General features: G+C 71.5%; 15 protein-coding genes. 9 read left to right on the forward strand and 6 right to left on the reverse strand.

Translation table 11 applies throughout. The features are described 5' to 3' along the window. The first annotated feature begins 45 nt into the window (after positions 1-45). Positions 46-804, forward strand: coding sequence for an SDR family oxidoreductase (locus tag CRYAR_RS06425; RefSeq protein WP_035849054.1), 759 nt, complete (start codon positions 46-48; stop codon positions 802-804). Positions 805-891: 87 nt separating this feature from the next. On the opposite strand, the gene CRYAR_RS06430 is transcribed toward CRYAR_RS06425, so the two are convergent. Continuing rightward, positions 892-1,356: a Rieske (2Fe-2S) protein gene (locus CRYAR_RS06430; protein WP_035849056.1), complete on the reverse strand. Its 465-nt coding sequence runs from the start codon at positions 1,354-1,356 to the stop codon at positions 892-894. Between the two features lie 201 nt (positions 1,357-1,557). Here CRYAR_RS06430 and CRYAR_RS06435 point away from each other — a divergent pair, with 201 nt between their 5' ends. After that, entirely contained in the window at positions 1,558-2,289 is a 732-nt protein-coding gene (locus CRYAR_RS06435) for a M50 family metallopeptidase (protein ID WP_035849058.1), read from the forward strand. Positions 2,290-2,390: 101 nt separating this feature from the next. On the opposite strand, the gene CRYAR_RS46810 is transcribed toward CRYAR_RS06435, so the two are convergent. Then, the gene (locus CRYAR_RS46810; protein ID WP_157017424.1) at positions 2,391-2,783 is read right to left on the reverse strand and encodes a hypothetical protein; all 393 of its coding nucleotides are present in this window, start codon (positions 2,781-2,783) and stop codon (positions 2,391-2,393) included. Between CRYAR_RS46810 and CRYAR_RS46815 the strand changes: the two genes are divergently transcribed. Then, the gene (locus CRYAR_RS46815) at positions 2,764-3,108 is read left to right on the forward strand and encodes a DUF732 domain-containing protein (RefSeq protein WP_157017426.1); all 345 of its coding nucleotides are present in this window, start codon (positions 2,764-2,766) and stop codon (positions 3,106-3,108) included. The two genes, CRYAR_RS46810 and CRYAR_RS46815, sit on opposite strands and share 20 nt — an antisense overlap. Before the next feature lie 135 nt (positions 3,109-3,243). Here the strand turns inward: CRYAR_RS46815 and CRYAR_RS06445 are convergent, their stop codons facing one another. Continuing rightward, entirely contained in the window at positions 3,244-3,870 is a 627-nt protein-coding gene (locus tag CRYAR_RS06445) for an FCD domain-containing protein (protein ID WP_084701762.1), read from the reverse strand. Positions 3,871-3,945: 75 nt separating this feature from the next. Between CRYAR_RS06445 and CRYAR_RS06450 the strand changes: the two genes are divergently transcribed. Next, on the forward strand, positions 3,946-4,458 hold the full coding sequence (locus CRYAR_RS06450; RefSeq protein WP_035849061.1) for a YbhB/YbcL family Raf kinase inhibitor-like protein: 513 nt from the start codon (positions 3,946-3,948) through the stop codon (positions 4,456-4,458). A 46-nt stretch (positions 4,459-4,504) separates the two neighbouring features. Here CRYAR_RS06450 and CRYAR_RS06455 read toward each other — a convergent pair whose 3' ends face one another. Further along, a complete protein-coding gene (locus CRYAR_RS06455; RefSeq protein WP_035849063.1) occupies positions 4,505-4,939 on the reverse strand; it encodes a CBS domain-containing protein in 435 nt (144 codons plus the stop codon). A 175-nt stretch (positions 4,940-5,114) separates the two neighbouring features. On the opposite strand from CRYAR_RS06455, the gene CRYAR_RS06460 reads away from it, so the two are divergent. From CRYAR_RS06460 to CRYAR_RS06475, 4 genes are read left to right on the forward strand one after another with little or no spacing between them, the layout of a single operon-like run. Further along, the gene (locus tag CRYAR_RS06460; RefSeq protein WP_035849066.1) at positions 5,115-6,155 is read left to right on the forward strand and encodes an ABC transporter substrate-binding protein; all 1,041 of its coding nucleotides are present in this window, start codon (positions 5,115-5,117) and stop codon (positions 6,153-6,155) included. Continuing rightward, on the forward strand, positions 6,152-7,915 hold the full coding sequence (locus tag CRYAR_RS06465; protein ID WP_211247292.1) for a sugar ABC transporter ATP-binding protein: 1,764 nt from the start codon (positions 6,152-6,154) through the stop codon (positions 7,913-7,915). Before CRYAR_RS06460 ends, CRYAR_RS06465 begins: the two co-directional genes overlap by 4 nt. Then, positions 7,905-8,933: an ABC transporter permease gene (locus CRYAR_RS06470; protein WP_211247293.1), complete on the forward strand. Its 1,029-nt coding sequence runs from the start codon at positions 7,905-7,907 to the stop codon at positions 8,931-8,933. Before CRYAR_RS06465 ends, CRYAR_RS06470 begins: the two co-directional genes overlap by 11 nt. Positions 8,934-8,958: 25 nt before the next feature. Continuing rightward, positions 8,959-11,883 carry a PAS domain S-box protein gene (locus CRYAR_RS06475; RefSeq protein WP_035849067.1) on the forward strand — a complete coding sequence of 975 codons (2,925 nt, stop codon included), beginning with the start codon at positions 8,959-8,961 and terminating at the stop codon, positions 11,881-11,883. Here CRYAR_RS06475 and CRYAR_RS06480 read toward each other — a convergent pair. Next, on the reverse strand, positions 11,849-12,643 hold the full coding sequence (locus tag CRYAR_RS06480; protein WP_035849069.1) for an SAM hydrolase/SAM-dependent halogenase family protein: 795 nt from the start codon (positions 12,641-12,643) through the stop codon (positions 11,849-11,851). The genes CRYAR_RS06475 and CRYAR_RS06480 overlap by 35 nt on opposite strands. Positions 12,644-12,699: 56 nt before the next feature. Here CRYAR_RS06480 and CRYAR_RS06485 point away from each other — a divergent pair, with 56 nt between their 5' ends. Further along, positions 12,700-13,536, forward strand: a complete 837-nt coding sequence (locus tag CRYAR_RS06485) for an alpha/beta fold hydrolase (protein WP_035849071.1) — start codon at positions 12,700-12,702, stop codon at positions 13,534-13,536. A gap of 110 nt (positions 13,537-13,646) precedes the next feature. Here CRYAR_RS06485 and soxR read toward each other — a convergent pair whose 3' ends face one another. Next, positions 13,647-14,111, reverse strand: a complete 465-nt coding sequence (gene soxR, locus CRYAR_RS06490) for a redox-sensitive transcriptional activator SoxR (protein ID WP_035849074.1) — start codon at positions 14,109-14,111, stop codon at positions 13,647-13,649. Positions 14,112-14,113 lie beyond the last annotated feature (2 nt).

Here is a 14,113-nt window from a genome sequence, read left to right on the forward strand (position 1 = left end):
TCAGAATCGTGGTCTGCCGCCACCGCAGGACCGGGGGACCTTTCGATGCCACGAACCGTCCGCGCCAACATCCTGATCACCGGAGCCAGTTCCGGGCTCGGCGCCGGTCTGGCGCGCGAGTTCGCCGCCCGGGGACGCAACCTCGCGCTCTGTGCCCGCCGCCTCGATCGCTTGGAAACTCTCCGTGAGGAACTGGTGAGCGCCAACCCCGGTATCCGGGTGGCGATCCACAGCCTCGACGTCACCGACCACGACGCGATCTTCCGGACGTTCCGCTCGTTCGCCAGCGGGCTCGGCCAGATCGACCGGGTCGTCGTCAACGCCGGCTCGGGCCGCGGCGCGTCGATCGGCACTGGGCGCTTCGCCGCCAACCGGGAGACCGCCGAGACCAACTTCGTCGCCGCGCTGGCCCAGTGCGAGGCCGCGATGGAGCTGTTCCGCGAGCAGAACTCCGGCCACCTCGTCGTGATCTCGTCGATCGCCGGGCTGCGCGGCGGGCGCCGGGGCGCCGGCGTCTACGCGGCCACCAAGGCCGGCCTGTCCACCCTCGCCGAGGGCATCCGCCTGGACGTCGCCGACACCCCGATCCGCGTCACCACGATCGAACCCGGCTACATCCGCACCGACCTCAACGCCGGCGCCACCACCCTGCCGTTCGCGGTCGACGTCGCCACCGGGTGCCGGGCGCTCGCGCGTGCGGTCGAGCGCGAGCCCGCCTCGGCGTACGTTCCCGGCTGGCCCTGGCGGGTGGTCGCCCCCCTCTACCGGATCGCTCCGGCACCACTTCTCCGTAAATTCCTGTAGACGCCGCCCGGCGAACCACCGCCCGCAGCTCCGCACCTCCAGCGGTGGTCCCGACGCGCGCCTCGCGTCCCCCCGTCGGTGGGGGAGTCAGGCCAGATAGATCGCGTCGCCGGACACCGTCACGGTCTTGCTCGGCAGCGCGGTCTTCGCCGGGCCCGACACCACCGACCCGTCGGCCGCGGAGAAGTGGCTCTGGTGGCAGTTGCAGATGATCTCGCCGCTCTTCACCGAGGACACCGTGCACCCCTGGTGCGTGCACACCGCGCTGAAGCCCTGGAAGGTGCCGGCGGTCGGCTGGGTGACGACGACCTTTTCGGTCGGGAAGATCTTGCCCCCTCCGACCGGGACGTCGCTGGTGGGCCCGAGTTCGGTGCCGGCAGGCGTCGCGTCGGCCGTGGTTCCTGTCGTCGTTTCGGTCGTGGCCGGCGTGGACGCGGTGGTGGCCTCGGTGTCCGATCCGTCGTCACCGTACGAACTGCACGCGGCGAGCATTCCGATCGCTCCCGCTCCGGCGACCACACTTCGTCGCCGAACCGCCCTGTTCTCACTCATCTGTCCCCCCTCGTCCGGGCCAGTCTGTCGCACGCAGAGTGATCAGTGAACCCCGAAAAGTGATGAGGGTTGATCGGGGGTCACGCATACCACCCGCCGGTGGGAACGTCGGGGCCCGACGCGGGGGAACGCAGCCCGTTGGGCTGGGTCGCGTCGAGGCGGGGACCAGGGGTGGGGCCCGCCGATTGTCGGGGGGCAATCATGCTGTTATCCGTCGTGGCGGTACCACCGTCGTCGGGGCGAATCGAGCAGATCACCGAACAGATCGCCGAGCGCCAGTCGCCGACGCCGGGCTGGCTGGTGGTGTTCACCGGCCTGCTCGCGCTGATGTTCGTCGGTACCGGCGTGATCCGCCGCCTGGCGACCAGCAGCCACGAGGGCGCGCACGCGATGGCGGCGAGCCTGACCGGCCGGGTCGGCGGGGTCACGTTGCCGCGGAAAGGCGACGCGGCCACCGAGGTCGTGGTCGCCGGCCTGGCGGATTTCGTCACCACGTTCGTGGGATACCTGGGGCCTCCGCTGTTCGGCCTGCTGGGCGCGTGGCTGCTCTCCCGGCACCATCCAGTGGCCGTCCTGTGGCTGGCGATCGTCTTGCTCGTGGTGCTGTTCTGGCTGGTCAAGAACCCGTTCGGCCTGTTCTTCATCGGCGCGGTCGACGGCGTTCTCCTGCTGGTGGCCTGGAACACGACGACCGGCGCCCAGACCGTCGTCGCGTACTTCCTGGTGTGGTCGCTGCTGTTGCGCGGGATGCGGCACATCAGCCCGTTCCTGAAGGCCGAGCACCGCAAGATCGACCGCAAGGCGAAGGGGAAGTCGGACTACCTGGTGCTGCGCGACCTGACCTACGTGCCGCAGATCGTTTTTGTGGTGGTGCATCTGGGCTTGTGCTGGGCCGCACTGGCGTTCGGAGCGTGGCTGCTGCTCATTGCCTGAGGGGTGGGGGCGTGCGGGCGCATGGGGCGCGGCGCGGGGCGGGATACGTGAGCGCGCGGTCGGATGTGTGGCGGTGGCGTGTGGCTCCGGTCACAGGCGTATCAGGGGGCGACTTCGGCGGTCTGTTCCGGTGAGTTTCGATACCGGAGGGGATGGAACGTCATGGGGTACCGAGTCAGTTTTGGGCTGCGGCTGTTGGGTGTCGCCGCGATCGTGGGCCTGGTGGTCTGGGCGGCGAACGCGGCCGAGGTCGCAGCGCCCAAGGGTCTGAAGACCGCCTTCAGCGCGTTGACAAGCGGGCCGGCCGCCGCGAAGGCCGCCACGCCCAGCACCACACCGACCGCGGCGCCCACCGCCGCGGCGACCACGTCCACCGGGGCGACCACCTCGACCGGGGCGACCACGTCCACCGCGACGACGGCGACCACCGGCGCGACGGCAGCGGCCACCGTCACCGCCACCACCGCGCCCTTCATGGCCACGATGACGAACAAGTGCGTGCCGGACGCGTCCCTGCCGAAGACCTACTACGCGGGCAAGAACTGCGCCGACCCGGACCTGCGCTACAACAAGTACCTGGTCACCCTGTCCACCGAGGTCTACAAGGTCTTCGGCTACCAGCCGAAGATGGTGCAGCTCGGCGAGGAGACCTGCGGCGAGCTGAAGATCTACGACCAGACCCGCGTGGTCATGGACGTCACCCAGTGGCTGGTCGCCGAGCAGGCCCCGGCCAACCCCCGCAAGGCCGCCCTGAGCGTCTTGAACGCCGCCACCAAGAACCTGTGCCCCGACCTGCGCAGCAAGGTCACCATCGCCTGACCACCCCCGACCGAGGGCGCGCCAAGAGGCGCGCCCTCATCGGCGTTTCCCCCTTGCCCGCCGCCGTCTGCCCGCCACTGGCGCCGTTCGCACGCCCACGTTGTGCGTAGTCGTGTCCCGCCTCCTGGCGACGAATCAGTCGGCACCGAGTGCGTCGACGGTGTGCGTCAGGTGCCGGGTCAGCAGCGCGGCCGCGGTCTCGGCGTCGCGGGCGAGCGTGGCCTCTTCGAGTTCGCGATGCTCGCCGAGATAGTCACGCTCGGGGGCGCGGCCCGACGACCAGCGGCGAGCCAGCTCGCCGGCCAGCCACATGCGATCGAAGGTCTCCAGCAGTACGGCGTTGCCGCTGCCCTCGAGCAGCGCGCGGTGGAAGTCGCGGTGGGCGCGTGACCACTCGGCCGTCACCCGGGTGCCCTCGAACGCGGGAGTGCCGGCCAGCCGGTGGTGCGACGCCCGGATCCGGGCCTCCCACTCCAGGTCGCCCCGCTCGATGGCCAGCCGCAGCGCGGCCACCTCGACGACGCACCGGGCCTCGGCCAGGTCCTGCCAGCGCCGGTCGGACTGCAGCGGAACGGCGAATCCGCGGTTCGTCCGGCGGTCGGCCAGACCGTCGCCGACCAACCGCACCAGGGCCTCGCGCACCACGGCCAGGCTGACGCCGTGCTCACCCGCCAGCTCCTGTGGCTTGAGCGCGTCGCCGGGGGCGAAGTCGCCGCCGAGGATCGCGTCGCGCAACACGTCGTAGACGCGTCCGGACAGCATCTGCTTGGCATCGACCACGCAACTGATCATAGACCATGTGGCAGATAATCGATTTTCGGTGTTACTGTCGATTGCATGAACGATCCTTTCGCTCGCCTCCCGGAGGCGGCCACCTTCACGGTCACCAGTTCGTCCGTCACCGACGGGGCGCCGTTCGCCGCCGAGCAACGCGCCGGGAAAGACCTGTCGCCGCAGCTGTCGTGGAGCGGCGCACCCGAGCACACCAAGAGCTACGCGGTCACCGTCTACGACCCCGACGCCCCGACCGGTTCCGGTTTCTGGCACTGGGCCGTGGCCGACCTCCCGGCGACGGTCACCTCGCTGCCCGAGGGGGCGGGTGACGACACCGGCTCCGGGTTACCGAACGGTGCGTACCAGCTGCCCAACGACGCACGGCTCGCGCGCTACATCGGCGCCGCCCCGCCGTCCGGGCACGGCGAGCACCGCTACGTGATCGTCGTGCACGCGCTCGACGTCGAGAACATCGGCGTTCCGGCCGACGCCACCCCGGCGTTGCTCGGCTTCACGATCTCCGGCCACGTCCTGGGCCGTGCGGTGCTGACCGCCACCGCGGAAACGTCCGCCTGACGCGAAAGCGCCGCACGCCGAGGACGTGCGGCGCTTTCGCGATCGGTCAGCTCGTGATGTAGCCGACCAGTTGTTCTTTCTCGGTCTCGAGCTCGGAGATCGTGCTCTTCACGACGTCACCGATGCTCACCAGGCCCACCAGGCGGCCCTCGTCCACCACCGGTAGGTGCCGGATACGGCGGTCGGTCATCGTCCCTCGGACGTGCGCCACGTCGTCGGTGCTGTGACAGGTGTGGACGTCGACGGTCATGATCGACGACACGCTCTCGTCGAGCAGGCGCGCGCCGTGTTCGTGCAGACGTCGCACGATGTCGCGTTCGGACACGATCCCGGCGATCGTCTCGCCGTCGTTCGACACGATGAGTGCCCCGAAATTATGTTCGGCCAACCGGGCCAGGAGTGCGCGGACGGATTCGTCGGGCCGGACGGTCGCTACCTCGGAACCGCTGGACTTGCTGCGTAGGACATCGCTGATCAGCATCGGACATCGCTCCCAACGCAGGTCGGGGAGTGTTTTGTCCTGGGTACCGGTTCGGTCCGTCTCGCGTCAAGGGTCCGGACTCCTGGTGACTTCTGGTGATTGCCGGACATCGACCGTTCCCGAGGCGCACTCTGGTGAGACCTGGATCACAATGACGTGAGCCGCAGGAGGCCGCATGGCGCGCACCCGGACGGTTTTCTCCCTCTCCTTCGTCGCGATCATCGCGTTGGTGGCCGTGGTCGCCGGGGTGGTGGTGGGCCGCGCGACCGGCAGTGGTTCGGGCGGCGGCGGGAGCGGTGACGGCGGGGCCGCGAGCGGCACCCGGATCGACGTCATCATCAAGGCCAGCGACTCGTCGTTCTGGCAGGTGATGCTGGCCGGCGCGGAGCAGGCCTCCGACGACTTCGGCATCGAGGTCGACACGTTCGGCCCCACCTCGGAGACGAACATCGACGAGCAGGTCCAACTGGTCGAGAACTCGATCTCACGCGGCGTGGACGGCATCGTGATCGCGCCGAACTCGTCCAGCGCGCTCGACTCTGTGATCGAGCGGGCGCGGAAGGCCGGGGTCAAGGTCATCACGGTCGACACCCGGGTCACCACGTCGTCCGAGGGTTTCATCGGCACCGACAACGTGAAAGCCGGGCAGCAGGCCGGGCGGCGGATGTGCGAGCTGCTCAAGGCCCAGGGACGGACGTCCGGCGCGATTCTGGTCGAGTCGTCGGTGGCGGGCATCCAGTCGCTCGTCGACCGGGACCGCGGGTTCCGGCAGGGGCTGGCGGAAGGCTGTCCCGGCGTCGACGCGAAGCTCCAGCGGTACAACAACAACGACATCAACACGGCCGCTTCGCAGGTCAACGACGCGTTGACCGCGAACAGGAACCTGCTCGGCGTGTTCGCGGACAACAACACGTCCGGCGTGGGCGCCGCCCGGGCGGTGGCCGACAACAAGGCCGCCGACCGGATCCCGGTCGTGGCGTTCGACTCCGACCCGCAGGAGAACGCGGCCCTCGCGAACGGCACGATCGACGCGCTCATCGTCCAGAACCCGTATTTCTTCGGGTACCAGGGCGTGCTCGCGTCGGCGATGGCGGCGAGCGGCCGCACGCCGCCGCGCGAGATCGACCCCGGTGCGGTGGTCGCCGACCAGAAGAACCGCACCACTCCCGAGGTGAAGTCCCTGCTCGAACCGCCCACCGCCGAGCCCGGCTCATGACCCGTCCCGCCGACCGCGACCCGCCCGCGCCGTCCGACCCGGCGGGTGATCCCGCGCCGATCGACCGGGTGACCGGTGAGCCGGTGCCCGCCGAGGACCCGGCCGCGGACGGTGGACCGATGCCGGTCGACGACCCCGCCGCCGACCGCCGCCCCGGCGCGGACGGGCCCGCGCCGATCGACCCGCCCGGTCTCGGTCCGGCCGTACTCGAGCTGGTGGGGGTGTCGAAGGCGTTCGGGCCGGTCCAAGCGTTGAGTGACGTCTCGCTGCGGCTGTTGCCGGGGCAGGTGCACTGCCTGGCCGGCGAGAACGGCGCCGGGAAGTCGACGCTGATCCGCGTCCTGACCGGCGCGATCCGGCGCGACCGGGGCGACTACCGCATCGACGGCGCCGAGGTGGCGTCGGCGACCCCCGCCGCCCTGCGCGCGGCCGGTGTCCAGGCGGTCTATCAGGAGCTGAGCCTGCTCCCGCATCTCTCGGTCGCCGAGAACCTCTACATGGGACGCCTGCCTGCGCGCCGCGGGCTGCTGGACTCCCGCCGGCTCCGCCGCTCCGCCCGGCTGGCGCTGGCCGACGTGGGCCTCACCGACCTCCACCCGGACACCCCGGTCGAACGCCTCTCGGCGGCGACGAAGCAACTCGTCGAGATCGCCAAGGTGCTCACCGCGGAGGAGGTGAAGGTGATCGTGTTCGACGAGCCGACGACCGCGCTCACCGAGAGCGAGTCGGCGCGCCTGCTCGACCACATCCGACGCCTCCGCGAGCAGGGCGTCGCCATGCTCTACGTCACCCATCGCCTGGAGGAGATGTTCGAGATCGGCGACCAGGTCACGGTCCTGCGCGACGGCGGGCTCTCCGAGACCGGGCCGATGACCGACTACGACGAGAACCGGCTGATCGCCGCGATGGTCGGGCGCGAGGTGACGTCGCTGTACCCGGAGGAGGCCCGGGACGCGGGCACTCCGCTGCTCCGGGTACGCGGGCTGCGTCGGACGGCGGACGGACCGTCGGTGGACCTCGACGTCCGCGCGGGCGAGATCGTCGGCATTGGCGGGCTGCTCGGGTCGGGGCGCAGCGAGCTGCTGCTGTCGATCTTCGGCGCCGAACGCATCGTCGCGGGGGAGATCCAGGTCGACGGGCGCACCGTGCGCCCGACCGGGCCGCGGGCGATGATGAACGCGGGGCTCGGGCTGCTCACCGAGGACCGGAAAGTGCTCGGGTTGCTCCCCGAGCTCTCGATCCGGGAGAACGTGACGATCGCGAGCCTGCGCCGGGCGTCGCGAGGAGGGCTGCTGCCCGGGAAGGCCCAGGCCGCGGAGGCCGATCGGCTGCTCGACTCGTTGCGGCTGCGTGCCGGGTCGTACGACCAGCCGGTGTCGACGCTCTCCGGCGGGAACCAGCAGAAGGTGCTGCTCGCGCGGTGGCTGCTCACCGAGCCGAAGGTGCTCGTGTTCGACGAGCCGACGAAGGGGATCGACGTCGGCGCGAAGGGCGAGCTGTACGACGTCATCGGTGACCTGGCCCGGCGTGGGCTCGGCATCGTCGTCGTGTCGTCGTACCTGCCCGAGCTGATCGGGCTCGCGGACCGGATCGTCGTGCTCCGCGACGGCGCGATCGCCGGGGAGCTCCCGGCCGGCGCCTCCGAGGAAGAGGTGCTCCGCCTGGCGTCCGGCGGAGCCGCCCCCGAGTCAGCCCCCGGCGGCGGCCCGGCCGCCGGGGGCCGCGACGAAGGCCAGGAAGGGGACCGTGGTGGTGAATAAGTTGATGTGGCGGGAGGAGGTGCCGACCACCACGATCACCAGCGAGGCCGAGAAGCCGGCGGCGCCGTCGCACCGGGTGCTGACCCTGGGCGACATCGCCGGGCGGGAGAGCGGCGGGCTCGTGGTGCTGCTGGTCGCGGTCGGCGCGCTGACGCTCGCCAGCGACACGTTCCTCACCGGCGGCAACCTGGCGAACCTGGCCCGGCAGGTCGCGATCTTCGGCATCATCGCGGTCGGTCAGCTCCTCGTCATCCTCACCGCCGGTATCGACCTCTCGGTCGGCTCGGTGCTCGGCCTCTCCGGAGCGGTCACCGCGCAACTGCTCGTCGCGGGCTGGCCGGTGCTGGTGGCGATCGCCGTCGGCGTCGCGATCGGCGCCGCCCTGGGCCTGGCCAACGGTCTGCTCGTCACCCGGGCCAAACTGCCTCCGTTCATCGCGACGCTGGGCATGCTCGGCATCGCTCGCGGCGTCGTGCTGGTGATCACCGACGCCAAGACGGTGCAGGGCCTGCCCGAGGGGTTCCAGGAGATCGCGAACGGCACCGTGCTCGGCGTCCCCAACCTGCTGCTGATCGCGGCGGCGGTCGTGCTGATCGTCTGGTTCGTGCTCACCCGCACGGTGTTCGGGCGCTACATCTACGCGGTCGGATCGAACCCGGAGTCCGCCCGCCTGGCCGGGGTGCCGGTCACCGCGGTGACGATCTCCGTCTACGCGATCTCCGGGCTGCTCGCCGGCCTGGGTGGCGTCCTGCTCACGTCCCGGCTGGGCGCGGGTATCCCCACCGCGGGCACCGGGTTCGAACTCAACGCGATCGCCGCCTGCGTGATCGGCGGCGCGAGCCTGTTCGGCGCCAAAGGCGGGGCGCTCGGCGCGGCGACCGGAGCGCTGATCATGGGTGTCCTGAACAACGGCGGCAACCTGCTCGCGATCAACGCGTTCTATCTGCAGATCGCGATAGGTGTTCTGATTCTGGTGGCTGTCGGCTTCGATCAATGGAACAGCCGAATGCGTCAATAACCCTTTTTATCGCTATTGTGCAGAAATGAGGGAGGGTCGCGCCGGCATCGTCCGCTGGGGTGCCGCCGTGATTACCACCGCGACGGTGATCGCCGTCGCGGCCGTCGCGTCGTTGTTCGCCGCGCACGTCAGCGACCGCACCCGGGACCGGGAGGCGAAGGCGCAGACCGTCGCCGCGGCCACCCGCCTGGAACGGCAGGTGGACCACTACGTCGAGGCGCTCCGCGGGGTCGCCGCGTGGCTGCGTACCGAGGGATGGCCCAGCCGCGCGGAGTACCAGCGCTACGCCGACGCGCTGGCGGTACGGCCGCGCTACCCGGGGATCCAGGTGGTCGGGGCCGCGCAGTTCGTGGACGGGTCCGCCCGCGCGGTGTTCAGCCGGCGGACGGCGACCGACCTGGCCGCGGCCCGCCAGGGCTACCCGGCGTTCCGGATCCGGCCGAGCGGCACCGGGGTGGCGCTGCCGATCACCTACGTCGACCCGGTCGGGGGCAACGAGGCCGCGGTCGGCTTCGACCTGCTGAGCGAACCCCGGCGCCGCTCGGCCGCGTTGGCCGCGCGTGACCTGGGCGTACCGCGGCTCACCGCGCCCACGAAGCTCGTCCAGGAGACCGGGCGGCAGCACGGCGCGCTGGTGATGGTGCCGGTGTACCGCACGACGACGACCCCGGCCACCGCCGCGGCCCGGCGCGAGGCGTTCACCGGCGTCGTCTACGCCGCGTTCCGGATGGGTGATCTGGCCGAGGGTGCGCTCGGCGCCGACGCCGACCGGCTCCAGCTGGACGACATCGGCGCTACCGCCGCCCCGGCGACGAGCCCCGACGCCCTGTACGCCCCGGCCGCGGCGGCCGGCGGAACCCCGGAGCGGGCCGAGCTGTCGATGCAGGGACGGCGGTGGCTGGTGCGGTTCGCCGCCGCCCCCAACCTCGGGCCGCTCACGCAGTACGGCCCGCTCGCGCTGGCTATCGGCGGCGCCGCCGTCGCCGTGCTGGCCGGTGCGCTGCTGCTCGCGCTGACCTCGGCCCGCACCCGCGCGCGTGTCCTCGCGGTCTCGATGACCGCCGAGCTGCACTCGGTCACCGACACCGCCACCGACGCGATCGTCACCGTCGACCACACCGGCAGCGTCACCGCGTGGAACCGCGGTGCAGCCAGGCTGTTCGGCGTCGAACCGGCCGGGATCCTCGGCGCGCCGGTCGACCGCGTCATCCCCGGCGGCCTTCCCGCGCTCACCGACGGGCCGGAGGCGGCGAGCCCGCACCCGGACCCGACCATCGAGCTGGACGCCACCAGCGCCGACGGCTCCGAGCTGCACCTCGAGGCCTCGGTCTCCACCTGGAAGAGCCCGCGCGGCCTGTTCGCGACCGCGATCCTGCGCGACGTCACCGAGCGCCGACGCGCCGAGGCCGAGATCCGGCGGACCAACGACCTGCTCGAGGGCGTCCTCCGGGGCGCCACCGAGTGCGCGATCATCGGCTGCGACGCGACCGGGCAGATCACGGTCTTCAACGAGGGCGCCCACCGGATGCTCGGCTACCGGGCCGAGGAGGTCATCGGCACGTCCGTGCTCGACGCCCTGCACGACCCCGCCGAGATGGCCGCGGTCGCGCACGAGCTCGGCGTCGAGTCGGCGGCGGACATCTTTCCCGTACTGCTCCGCGACGGCCTGCCGAGCACGCGCGAGTGGACGTTCGTCCGCTCGGACGGGTACAAGCTCCCGGTTCTGCTCACGGTCACGTCGCTACGGAACGTCGACGGCACGGTCGAGGGACACATCGGCATCGCGTTCGACCTCACCGAGGCCCACCGGCTCGAGCGCGAGCGGGCGCGGCTCGCGAACCGGTTCGAGCAGCTCGTCGACTGCTCCGGCGAGGGCATCTACGGGCTCGATCAGGACGACCGGATCACGTTCGTCAACCGGCAGGCCGCCCGGTCGCTCGGCTGGGACGTCGAGGAACTCCTCGGGCGGGTCGCCCACGAGGTGCTCCACCACCATCTCCCGGACGGCTCGCCCTACCCGGCCGAGGACTGCCCGATCGCCAGAACGATCGCCGGGGGCAGCACGAACCGTGTCGACAGCGAGGTGTTCTGGCGCCGCGACGGCACGCCGCTGGCCGTCGAGTACGTCGCCGCGCCGCTGCGTCGCGACGGGCAGATCGAGGGCGCGGTCGTCACGTTCGCCGACATCACCGACCGGAAACGCACCGAGCAGGCGCTCAAGGACGCGGTCGCGGGCCTGCGCGAGATCGACCAGGTGCGCACCGACCTCGTCTCGACCGTCTCGCACGAACTGCGGACGCCGCTGACCAGCATCTCCGGCTACCTCGAGCTGTTGCTCGACGGCGACGTCGGTCCGATCACCCCGGCGCAGGCCCAGATGGTGCAGGTGGCGCACCGCAGCTCGCAGCGCCTGCTGCTGCTGGTCGAGGACCTGCTGACGCTCTCCCGGATCGACGCCGGCGTGTTCCGGGTGCGCCAGGACGAGGTCGACCTCACCCCGCTGCTGGACGCCGCCGTCGGTGCGATCAGGCCGCTGGCGCTGAGCAAGAACATCACGCTGACCTGCGACGTCCCGGCCGACGTCGGGGTGGTGCGCGGGGACGCCGCTCACCTCGACCGGGCGCTGCTCAACCTGCTGTCCAACGCGGTGAAGTTCACCCCGGGCGGCGGTGCGGTGACACTCGCCGGCCGGCGGGTGGGCGACGAGGTGGTGATCACGGTGGCCGACACCGGGATCGGCATCCCGGCCGACGAGCAGAGCCGCCTGTTCGACCGGTTCTTCCGCTCGTCGAACGCGATGGACGAGGCGATTCAGGGCACCGGGCTGGGGCTGTCGATCGTGCGGACGATCGTCGAGCACCACGGGGGCCGGATCGGCGCCGAGTCCGAGCTCGGCACCGGAACGACGTTCACGCTCACGCTTCCGGTGCACGCCGCCGTTCGAGTCTGAGCACCGCGCCCGCGCCCACGGCCAGACGCTCGGCCGCGCTGCCCTGGTTCACCGCGATCGCCACGCGGCCGGTCGAGTCGAGCAGCACGACGAGCTCGCCGGGCGGCACGTCGCCGAACGTCTCACCGCGGGCGAGGTCGTGGCGCCGGGCGTCCGGAAGAAGGACCCGCACCGATGGACCGAGCGGATCCAGTTCCGCCGCGGTAGCGGCGAGTTGCAGTGACCCGAACCCGTCGACCGCCCGCACCTCGGCCTCCAGCCAGCCCGGGCCGGTGCGGGTGACCGCGCCCGGAAGCGCGACGAGCGTGTCCGGGCGGACCGCCGGCCCCAGTGAGGCCGCCGACGCGCCGTTGACCAGGCGCGCCGCCGCCGGCATGAACAGGTCCCGCCCGTGGAACGTCCGGGCCGGCGCGACCTCGGTGAGCTCCACCGCGGCCACCACCCCACCGAGCGCCTCGGCGGCCGGGAGCAGCAGCCCGTTGTCCGGCCCCACGAGGTGCCCGCGCGGCGTCTCGACGACGATCGCCCTCCGGGCCGTGCCGACGCCGGGGTCGACCACGGCCACGTGCACGGCGTCGGTCGGCAGGTAGGGAACGGCGTCGGCGAGGACCGCCGCGCCGCGGCGCACGTCGGCGAGCGGCACGAGGTGGGTGACGTCGATGATGCGGACGCCGGGCGCGGCGCTCAGCGCCACGCCGTGACAGATCGCGACGAACGCGTCCGACAGCCCGTAGTCCGTCGTGAACGAGATGGCACGCATCTTTAGCCCCCATTCAGCAGTCGGATGTTCACCGCTCGCCTGGGTAGCACTTTCGCATGGCTGACATCACCGCTCACCACGGCATCTTCAGGGACACCAAGCTCCACGTGGACGACACGGGCGGTGCCGGGCGTCCGGTCGTGCTCGTGCACGGCTGGCCGCTGTCGGGAGAGTCGTTCAAGTACAACGTTCCGGCGCTCGAAGCGGCCGGCTACCGGGTGATCACCTACGACCGGCGTGGTTTCGGGCGCAGCGACAAGCCGCTGACCGGCTACTCCTACGACTCGCTGACGCAGGATCTGCACACGCTGCTCACCGAGCTCGAGCTGACCGACGTCACGGTCGTCGGGTTCTCGATGGGCGGCGGTGAGGTGGCCCGGTACTTCACCAGGTACGGGGCGGAGCGGCTGCGCAGCGTGGTGTTCGCGTCCGCCGTACCGCCGTATCTGGCGAAAACCCCGGACAACCCCGAGGGGCCGCTGGAGAAGTCCGCGATGGCGAAGATGACCGCCGGTCTGACCGCGAACCAGCACAAGTTCTACGACCAGTTCATCACCGAGTTCTTCTCGGTGAACGGCGTGCCGGCGGTGACCGAGGCGCAGCGTCACGAGGCCCTGGAACTGGCCGGGCAGTCGTCGAAGGCCGCCGCGCTGGAAGCGATGACCGCGTTCGGCACCACGGACTTCCGCGACGACCTTCCGCGTGTGTCGGTTCCGGCCCTGGTGTTGCACGGCGACAGCGACGCGACCGTGCCGTTCGAGGGATCGGGGGCGCGGACGGTGAAGGCCGTGCCGCACGGCGAGCTGTATCTCGTCGCCGGTGGCCCGCACGGCTGCAACGTCAGTCACGCCGACGAGTGGAACGAGGCGTTGATCGCGTTCCTGGCCAAGTGAGCGCGCCCGCGGCGCGTCGGAGAGGGCCGTTGGGGTTGCGGCCCGCTCCGGCGCATCGCGGGTAGGAGGGGGAGGGGCGGCCCGGCAGTTGCCGGGCCGCCCCTCGCGTTTCAGACCTCTTCGCCGACGGGGTCGCGGAGCAGGCGGGGGAGGTAGACCGCGCCGGGGCCGGCGCCGGCCGCGCGGTCGCCGGGGTTGGAGAGCCGGCAGCGCTGCAGCGAGAGACATCCGCAGCCGATGCAGGAGTCGAGCCCGTCGCGCAGGGCCATCAGCGCGCTGATCTGCTCGTCGAGGCGCGACCGCCAGCTGCGCGAGAGCCGCGTCCAGTCCTGACGCGTCGGGGTGCGCCCGGCAGGCAGCGTGGCGAGCGCGTCGCGAACGTCCTCCAGGCTCAGCCCGACGTGGCGCGCGGCCCGGATGAACGCCAGCCTGCGCAGCACCGACCGGTGGTATCGGCGCTGGTTGCCCGTCGTGCGGGTGGCTTCGATCAACCCCACCCGCTCGTAGTAGCGCAGTGCCGACGGCGCGTGCCCACTGCGGTGCGAGACGTCGCCCATCGTGAGCAGATCGTTCATCC

Source organism: Cryptosporangium arvum DSM 44712 (assembly GCF_000585375.1).
Taxonomy (GTDB): Bacteria; Actinomycetota; Actinomycetes; order Mycobacteriales; family Cryptosporangiaceae; genus Cryptosporangium; species Cryptosporangium arvum.